This is a genomic window from Arthrospira sp. PCC 8006 (assembly GCF_046480465.1).
In the GTDB taxonomy this organism is placed as follows: Bacteria; Cyanobacteriota; Cyanobacteriia; order Cyanobacteriales; family Microcoleaceae; genus Limnospira; species Limnospira platensis.
In genome coordinates, this window is record NZ_PKGG01000405.1 from 1 (window position 1) to 2,111 (window position 2,111).

1 protein-coding gene and 1 pseudogene are annotated in these 2,111 nt (G+C 44.6%); both read right to left on the reverse strand.

Going from position 1 to position 2,111, the window contains the following annotated elements; genetic code table 11:
• A pseudogene (locus B9T16_RS28025) lies at positions 1-523 on the reverse strand (energy transducer TonB); the annotation flags it as partial.
• 209 nt (positions 524-732) lie between these two features.
• On the reverse strand, positions 733-1,905 hold the full coding sequence (locus tag B9T16_RS28030) for a group II intron reverse transcriptase (RefSeq protein WP_410246320.1): 1,173 nt from the start codon (positions 1,903-1,905) through the stop codon (positions 733-735).
• Positions 1,906-2,111 lie beyond the last annotated feature (206 nt).

The window sequence follows — 2,111 nt, forward strand, 5'->3', positions numbered from 1 at the left end:
TTTGGTTTCCGGGAAAACTGGGTTGACCGGGTGGGGTTTGATAAAACTCAATAGGTGGCGGCGGACTAAATTGAGCAGGTGGCGGGGAGGAAGTCTGAACGGGGGGTAAAAATGTACTATTGCTGGGATTGTTGAATATCTGGGGGGGTCTACTGGGGGCAGCACTAAAAGGATTATCCCTCGGTTGTGGCAAGGTGGAGGGAAAAACGGGAAGTTGTTGGGCTGAGGGAGGAAATGGGGATGGGGTAGGGGCACTACCCCACATGGGTAAAGATGGAGGTTCGGCAAAGGGGGTAAAGGAAAATTGGGGCGGCGGTGCTGGAAAAACCTGGTCAATTTGACTAGGAGATAGTTCCACCAGTTCTACACTGGGGGGTAATTGCACAGTATTTGGATAGAGACGGATATTTTCCAGGTTGAGAGCAAATAAGGCGTGTAGACCAAGGGATGCAAGCACAGCAACCGTGGTGGGTTGACGGACGAGTGAGGGAATGTAAGAAATGGCGGAAGTGGTAGCAGTCATGGTCAAACCTGTTGTTAAATCCAAATCAATATCGGGAGCTGTTGCTGTACTCGATCGCTCTTACTGTTTTAGCACGATTAGTTTTAATCGTGGGGGCTTAATTAATCCTTAAATTAGGGGTCGAGAATGGAGTCACCTCCATCCCCTCCCATTCAGAACCGTACATGAGACTTTCACCTCATACGGCTCCTAGTTTGACCGTCTCCTTGTTAAGAGTACAGCATCATCTCTTCATCAAGAGCTGTTTTATTGTCGCGGGTGTGGCGATGTAATAATTGAATATTCTTGTATTCATCCTTTCCGCTATGGCTTCTAGGTACAATGTGGTCTATTTCAATTAAATCTGATGGGGTAAAGTATTGCCCGCACCAGGTACATCTACCTTTTTGCTTTTTGAGTAGTTTTGCTACCCTAGTTGGCGTATCGATTGCTTGTCCTTTCCTGGTTGCCCAGTAAGTCCAATTTCCGTCGTATGGTGTTGCGTCGGGGCGTATTAGGGTATGTCTGACAATTGGAGTCCAATTGTGTTTGAATAGATGTACCCCATCTTTGGTTTGGAACAGCCAATTTTCGTGTCTTTCTTTCCCATTGCTAAGTTTAATTGTTCCATGTCTGAAATAATTACTTAGCTTTTCGTTACTTGCCTTTCCGCATCTTGATACTGTCCATGCCCGTAACATTTGCCAGATTATGTAGTCTAGCTTAATAAAGGTCTCTTTCGAGACTACCGCTGAGTAATAATTTGACCATCCCCGAATAATCGGGTTTAGTCTGCTAATCAGGGCTGATTGAGGTGCTGTTTTATGTTGTTTAATTACACCTTTAATCACTTCTGTGTGGGCTTTAACTGCTTTGTTGCTGGGTTTTATGAGGGTTTTATGTCCGATTAATCGGCTTGCTGCCCCACCTGTTTTCCCGGATTTATACTTTCCTACGGGATATTGCCTGATATTGCATCCTAGAAAATCGAACCCAGGTTCCTCAATCTTGCCATTATACTCAATAGGCTTGAGTGTGTGACATATTCGGGTCTTTTCAGGTTTAATTTCTAGTCCTACAGGTTTTAGCCATTCAGAAATTGCAGTCTTGCACTGTTCAATGATTCCTAGGTCTCTTGATATGACCACAAAATCATCGGCATATCTTATAAGGTTTACCTGAGTGGTTGTTCCTTTGTTTGGATACATTCCTTTTACTAGCCTTTCCATACCCAACAGTGCAATGTTGGCGAGTATTGGACTTATCACCCCTCCTTGGGGTGTTCCTGATTCTGTATCCTCAAATACACCGTTATCTAGCACGCCAGCTTTGAGCCATTGTTTCAGGTCTCTCTTCAAGCTGCTTGGACATTGAATTTTTGACAGTAGGTAGTTATGGTTCACGGTAAGAGCATTTTGTTATGGTCGAAAGGGAAGTCACCTTCCCCAACTCCACTTCAAAACCGTACTTGAGACTTTCATCTCATACGGCTCCTGATGTGGATACCCCTTTGTCAGTGGGAACAGGGCTACAACCCCCTGCTTTATGACCTCAACTTTCGGAGCTATATACACACGTAGTCATTAACTCGTTTTCGTCATAACACTCT